At 70.6% G+C, this 5,748-nt stretch carries 4 protein-coding genes and 1 pseudogene; 4 read left to right on the forward strand and 1 reads right to left on the reverse strand.

Going from position 1 to position 5,748, the window contains the following annotated elements; translation table 11 throughout:
- Window positions 1-1,334 (forward strand): tryptophanase (locus GXZ33_RS06830; protein ID WP_291340097.1); only part of this gene is annotated, 1,334 nt, incomplete at its 5' end.
- A gap of 478 nt (window positions 1,335-1,812) precedes the next feature.
- On the forward strand, window positions 1,813-2,622 hold the full coding sequence (locus tag GXZ33_RS06835) for an LPXTG cell wall anchor domain-containing protein (protein WP_291340098.1): 810 nt from the start codon (window positions 1,813-1,815) through the stop codon (window positions 2,620-2,622).
- Between the two features lie 7 nt (window positions 2,623-2,629).
- Here GXZ33_RS06835 and GXZ33_RS06840 read toward each other — a convergent pair whose 3' ends face one another.
- Entirely contained in the window at window positions 2,630-3,991 is a 1,362-nt protein-coding gene (locus GXZ33_RS06840; RefSeq protein ID WP_291340099.1) for a hypothetical protein, read from the reverse strand.
- 15 nt (window positions 3,992-4,006) lie between these two features.
- Here GXZ33_RS06840 and GXZ33_RS06845 point away from each other — a divergent pair, with 15 nt between their 5' ends.
- Together GXZ33_RS06845 and GXZ33_RS06850 are read left to right on the forward strand one after the other, a co-directional pair.
- Complete coding sequence (locus tag GXZ33_RS06845; RefSeq protein ID WP_291340100.1) at window positions 4,007-5,248, forward strand: hypothetical protein; 1,242 nt, start codon at window positions 4,007-4,009, stop codon at window positions 5,246-5,248.
- A pseudogene (locus GXZ33_RS06850) lies at window positions 5,245-5,748 on the forward strand (hypothetical protein); the annotation flags it as partial. The gene GXZ33_RS06845 and the pseudogene GXZ33_RS06850, both read left to right, overlap by 4 nt.

The following is a 5,748-nucleotide window of genomic DNA, read 5'->3' on the forward strand; positions in this document are numbered from 1 at the left end:
AGGCCGGCTACAACACCTTCCTCCTGGAGAACAAGGACGTCTTCCTCGACATGCTCACCGACTCCGGTGTCAACGCCATGTCCCAGGACCAGCAGGCCGCCATGCTCATGGCCGACGACGCCTACGCCGGCTCCGCCACCTACACCCGCCTGCACGAGAAGCTCGTCGAGATCTTCGACATGGAGTACTTCCTGCCCGCCCACCAGGGACGCGCAGCCGAGAACATCATCTCCCAGGTCATGATCCGCCCCGGCACCCTCGTGCCGATGAACTACCACTTCACCACCACCCTGGCGCACATCACCGTCAACGGCGGCGAGGTCGTGGAGCTGGTCATCCCGGAGGGCCTCGAGGTCACCTCGGACCACCCGTTCAAGGGCAACCTCGACATCGACGCCCTGCAGAAGCTCATCGACGAGCGCGGCGCCGAGGCCCTCTCCTACGTCCGCATGGAGGCCGGCACCAACCTCATCGGCGGCCAGCCCTTCTCCGTGCAGAACCTGCGTGAGGTCTCCGCCGTCTGCCGCGAGCACCGGATCCCGCTCGTGCTCGACGCCTCCCTGCTGGCCGACAACCTCTACTTCAACAAGGTGCGCGAGGAGTCCTGCAGGGACAAGTCGATCCGTGAGATCACCAAGGAGATCGCCGACCTCTGCGACGTCCTCTACTTCTCCGCCCGCAAGCTCGGCTTCGGCCGCGGCGGCGGCATCTGCATCCGCGACGAGGAGCTGTACAAGCAGATGCGCGGCTACGTCCCGATGTTCGAGGGCTTCCTCACCTACGGCGGCATGTCCGTCCGTGAGATGGAGGCCATCACCGTCGGTCTCGAGGAGACCATGGACGAGGACATGATCAACCAGGGTCCGCAGTTCATCGAGTACATGGTCACCGAGCTGGACAAGCGCAACATCCCGGTCATCACCCCTGCCGGCGGTCTCGGCGCACACGTCGACGCCATGCGCTTCGTCGACCACATCCCGCAGAACGAGTACCCGGCCGCCGCCCTGGCCGCCGCCCTCTACGTCTGCTCCGGTGTCCGCGGCATGGAGCGCGGCACGATGTCCGAGGCGCGTGACGCCGAGGGTGTCGAGCCGCTGGCCGACATGGAGCTGGTCCGCCTGGCCATGCCGCGCCGCGTGTTCACCCTCTCCCAGGTCAACTACGTCATCGACCGCCTCGACTGGCTGTACCAGAACCGTCAGCTCATCGGCGGCCTCGAGTGGGAGGAGGAGCCGGAGATCCTGCGCTTCTTCTACGGCCGACTGAAGCCGAAGAACGACTGGCTGGAGCAGCTGGTGGCCAAGTTCCGTGAGGACTTCGGAGACTCGCTCTAGACCCACCCGGAAGACATCCGGGAATAACCCCAGGAGTCACACCAGCCCCAGAGCCGGATGATGCCCGATCCCACATGATCGGACATCATCCGGCTTTTTGCTGCCCGAAAACGACACACATCAGTGCCTATATATTCCATAACTGCAGGCTAGAAATGCCCCAGGGCGGGTTTTCTCACATTCCCCCCAAGTCCCTCCAATTCACTGTCGTCACATTTCGTCCGTCAAATTTTCGACAACCGCAACCAGGAAGCGTCGATAAGCGCTTTTTCACCCCCATAAAGGGCTATATTACGTAGCACTTTAGTGGCGTTTCGCGTGTGCGGCGCGTCCCGACCAACACTCCTTCCGCGGTGTGGCTTAGTGTTGGTACTCACAGCAAGAAATTCACCTGTTCGGCACCATTTCCCGAAATCTCCACCGCCTGGTCCGAGCCCAGAGCGACAACCGACAACAACACATCTCACGAAGGAAAAACATGTTCAACAAGCGTATTGCCGCAGCGGTCGCCGGTGCCTCCCTCGTCCCGTTCGCCTTCCTCCCCACCGCCGCCGCCGGCGAGGGCGCCGAGGAGATCATCAAGGTCGGCGACCAGTGCTACGTGGAGAAGGTCATCACCGAGGAGAAGGTCGTGGGCACCCGCACCGTCGCCGAGACCGGCACCCGTGCCAGCGACTGGCAGGTCGGCGAGGTCAAGGGCCCCGAGGGCTGGACCTTCCAGCAGAAGGCCGTCGGCGAGGGCCAGGACCGCGCCGAGCACGCCATCACCGCCAACATCCCCGAGGGCACCCCGACCGGCGAGTACACCGCGGAGGCCCTCCACTTCAGCTTCTCCAAGAACCAGGTCGCCGAGACCGTCACCTTCAAGGTCGTCGAGGAGAACGTCACCGAGAGCAGCACCCGCACCGAGCGCCACGAGGTCCCCTGCATGGACGAGACCCGCACCGAGCGCGGTGGCGGCGAGGGCGAGGGTGGCGACAACACCCGCGGTGGCGGCGAGGGCGGCGAGCAGGGCCGTGAGTCCCAGGTCCTCGGCGAGGGCCGCGACAACTTCGTCGACTTCAAGGTCCTGGCTCAGCAGCAGGCCGTGAACGCCCCGGCAGCCGCCCCGGCCGCAGCCGCCAACACCGCAGCTCCGGCAGCAGCCGCCCCGGCCACCGCTGCCCAGGCAGCTCAGCAGCAGCAGCTGGCCAACACCGGCATCAGCGGTGTCCTGACCATCCTGGCCGTCGGTCTGCTGGCCGCCGCCGGTGGTGCCGCACTGATCCTGAAGCGCCGCGCCGCCTAAGACGGACTCAGACCCGCACCCCGTACTCCGCCGCCGCGATCCCGTAGGCCTGTTCCAGGCCCCGGGTTCGCGGCGGCGCGCTTATGAGCAGGGACGGTCCCGCGACCCGCACCGCCGGGGTCGCCGCGACGAGGTCGATCATGTCGGCCACGCCCCGGTTGTCGCCGATCCCGAACGCCAGGTGGCAGCACACCTCCACGGCCGCGGTGGCCCAGTGGCGGGCGAACTCCCGGCGCGCGGGGGCCGTGTCCACCTGGAAGGACAGGTGGTGCAGCACGATCGCCGCGGCCTGGACCCGCGGGAGCAGCGCCTGCACCGCGGGGAGGCTCACCTGCGGCAGCAGGGACAGGAACTGCGCCCGGTAGATCTCAATGCTCGCCCGCAGGGTGAGGTGGGAGTCGTCGCGGAGGAGCGCGGCGGCGTCGTCAAGCAGGGCGAACGTCCCCCGGTGGTCCCCGGTGTCCCAGGTCGCGGCGGCCGCCCGCAGCAGTGACAGGGCCTCATTCGCCGGGCTGCTCTGCCGCCCGGCGAGCTCCCGGTAGAGGAGGGCCGCGCCGGCGGGGTCACCGGCGGCCTGCGCCTCCAGAGCGGCCCCGGCCTGCGCCTCCAGGTGCAGGTCCGGCCGCACCCCGCTGCCGTGTCCGGCCATGAACTCCCGGTACGCGGCATAGGTGCGACGCACCTCCTCCACGTCCCCGCGGATGCGGGCGACGGTGAGGTCGACCTCGTGGAGCCCGGCGAGGTCCTCGGCCCGGGCGCTGACGAGGCCACGCGCCTGCGCGGCGGTGCGTTCCGCGGCGTCCGCGTCACCGGCGTGGGACTGCACCGTCGCCAGGCTCACCAGCACCGCCCCGAGCAGCTCCCCCTGGGAGGGGTCCCGCCGCAGTGCCTCCACGGCCTCGGAGTAGGCGGCCTGCGCCGTCCGGTAGTCGTGCTGCGTGAGGGCGATGTCCGCCTCCCGCATGCTGAGCAGGGCCTCCGCGAGGGGGTCCTCCCACCCGGTCGCCCGCATGATCCCCAGCACCCCGGAGGCCGCCGTCACGTCACCGGCGAGCAGGTGGACCTGGAGCAGATCAGAGAGCAGGTGGAAACGCATCGGGGCGTTGCCGGGGTCCCCGTCGTCGACGAGGAACAGCGCCTCTCCGAGGTGGCCGCGGGCCGTCCGCAGGTCACCGCGGAGGAGCGCCACCCGGTGTTCGAGGACGAGCAGCCGCACCCCGGCCTCCGCCTGCTCCGCGGGCACCAGTCGGTCGACCAGCGCGCGGGCCTGCGCCAGGGAGTGCTCCCACGCGGGGTCACCGCTCTCCATCTGCGCGGCCGCCACCTCGAGGAGAGCCCGGAACCGCGCCGTCGTGTTTACACTGGGCACGGCACACATCGTCTCATGAAGAAGGGAAACATGGGGGACATGCGGCCGCGGCGGGTGGTGCTCGCGGAGAGCTGGACGGCGGCGTCGATAAGCGCCCCCGCGTTGACCCGTGACGGGCTGCCGGTGGCCCGCGCGGTGAAGTGTCTGCTCGATCCCCTGGTCATCCGTCCCCGTCTGCGCCCGGAACTCGCCGCGCCGCTGCTCGGCCCGGCGGAGGCGGCGGCGCTGACCGAGCTGTTCAGCGCCCACCGCACCCACCTCGCGCACGCGAGTGACTGGTTCCCGCTGCTGCGGGCCGCGCGGCGTCGCGCGAAGATCACCGACGGCAACGCCCAGGAGCTCTATTTCCCCCGCGCCTTCGAGCTGGCCGGCCTCCACGGCGCCCCCGGTGCGGACGCCGCCAACCTGTGCGACGCGGTCATCGCGGAGGTCCACGGCGAGGTCTCCGTCCACGACCTCACCCCGCTTCTCGACGCCCTCCCCGCCGACCCCTTCCCCGACTGGGGAACCCCCGGCCCCGCCCCGGATCTGGGGACGCTCGCCGCCGAGCTGTGGGATCTGCTCGACTCCGGCGAGACCCTCGCGGAGTCGCCCGAGGTGGCGGCGTGGGGCACGGCGCTGCGCCACACCCCGGGGCAGCTCGCGGCCCTGTTCGACGCCGTCGAGTGGCCCGGCCCGGTCGCGGGGCTGCGTCTGTCCGCCGGGGATCCGCTGCCTGCCCCTCCCCTGCGCGGCGAGTCCACCCACGCCCTCGACCGTTCCCTGGAGGCCCGCGCCCGCGCCGCCCTGCGCCGTTCCCGGGAGCTGGCAGATTCCGCCTCTGACCTGCTCGCCGCCGAGGTCGACCGCGCGCTCGCCCCGCTCGGCCTGCAGGATCCTTTCTGGCGTTCCACCTTCGCCGCGGGCGTGCTGCTGGCCGCCGGACTGGAGCCGCTGGCCGGGCGCCGGGACTTCGGTCCCACCCTGCTGCGGGAGGTGCAGGCCCGGCTGGCGAAGGAGGCCTACGTCCTGCACCTGCGCCGCCTGCTCGCCGCCGGGCAGGCCATCGACCCCCGGCAGGAGAAGGTCGTCGCCGGTCTCCACGCCTTCTGGCTGCCCTACCTCAACCGCCTGTGGGCCCGGCTCCACGGCCTCGACGTGCTGGGCCGCTCCCCCGCCGACACCGATGAGGTGTGGGACCTGCTCACCGGCGTGGCCCGCTCCGTCATGTACGACCACCGCCAGCTCATCCGCGACGCCCTGGAGGCAGCCGCATGACCAGCCTGACCACCCTCGCCCTGCAGGCCCGTGGCGTCACCCTCGAGTGGCCGCTCGCCGACCCCGCACTCCCCCACCTCACCGTCCATGACCCCGCCGAGGCCGACTGGCTCCACCTCCTCATCGGGGAGGCCGCCCACGTCGCCCTTCTCCGCGGTGGGGAGTTCCACCCGGAGTGGGACCGGCCCCTCGCCGCGCGGCTGCGCCACCTGGCGTTCGGCCACTGGCTGCGTGCCTGGTGGCCGGCCAGTGTCCTCGACGGTGCCCCGCCGCTGGACACGGTGCTTCTCGACGCCGAACTCGCCCTGCTCACCGATGAACTCGACGAGGTCATGGCGTTCTCACCCGACGGGGAGGTCCCCCTCGACGGGGCCGCCCTGCGCGCCCTGCGGCACCCGCTGGCCGCCCGGGCCCTGGGGCTGCTCGGCCTGGAGGCCCCCGCCCCGGCCGAACCCACCCGGGAGGACTACGCGCTGGCCGCCGGCGACCGGCTCACCCCG

The organism is Corynebacterium sp. (genome assembly GCF_012838985.1).
Taxonomy (GTDB): Bacteria; Actinomycetota; Actinomycetes; order Mycobacteriales; family Mycobacteriaceae; genus Corynebacterium.

Bases quoted from the DNA above. Each gene is read 5' to 3' on its own strand.
- GXZ33_RS06835 (WP_291340098.1), top strand. From the start codon at position 1,813: ATGTTCAACAAGCGTATTGCCGCAGCGGTCGCCGGTGCCTCCCTCGTC.
- GXZ33_RS06845 (WP_291340100.1), top strand. From the start codon at position 4,007: ATGAAGAAGGGAAACATGGGGGACATGCGGCCGCGGCGGGTGGTGCTC.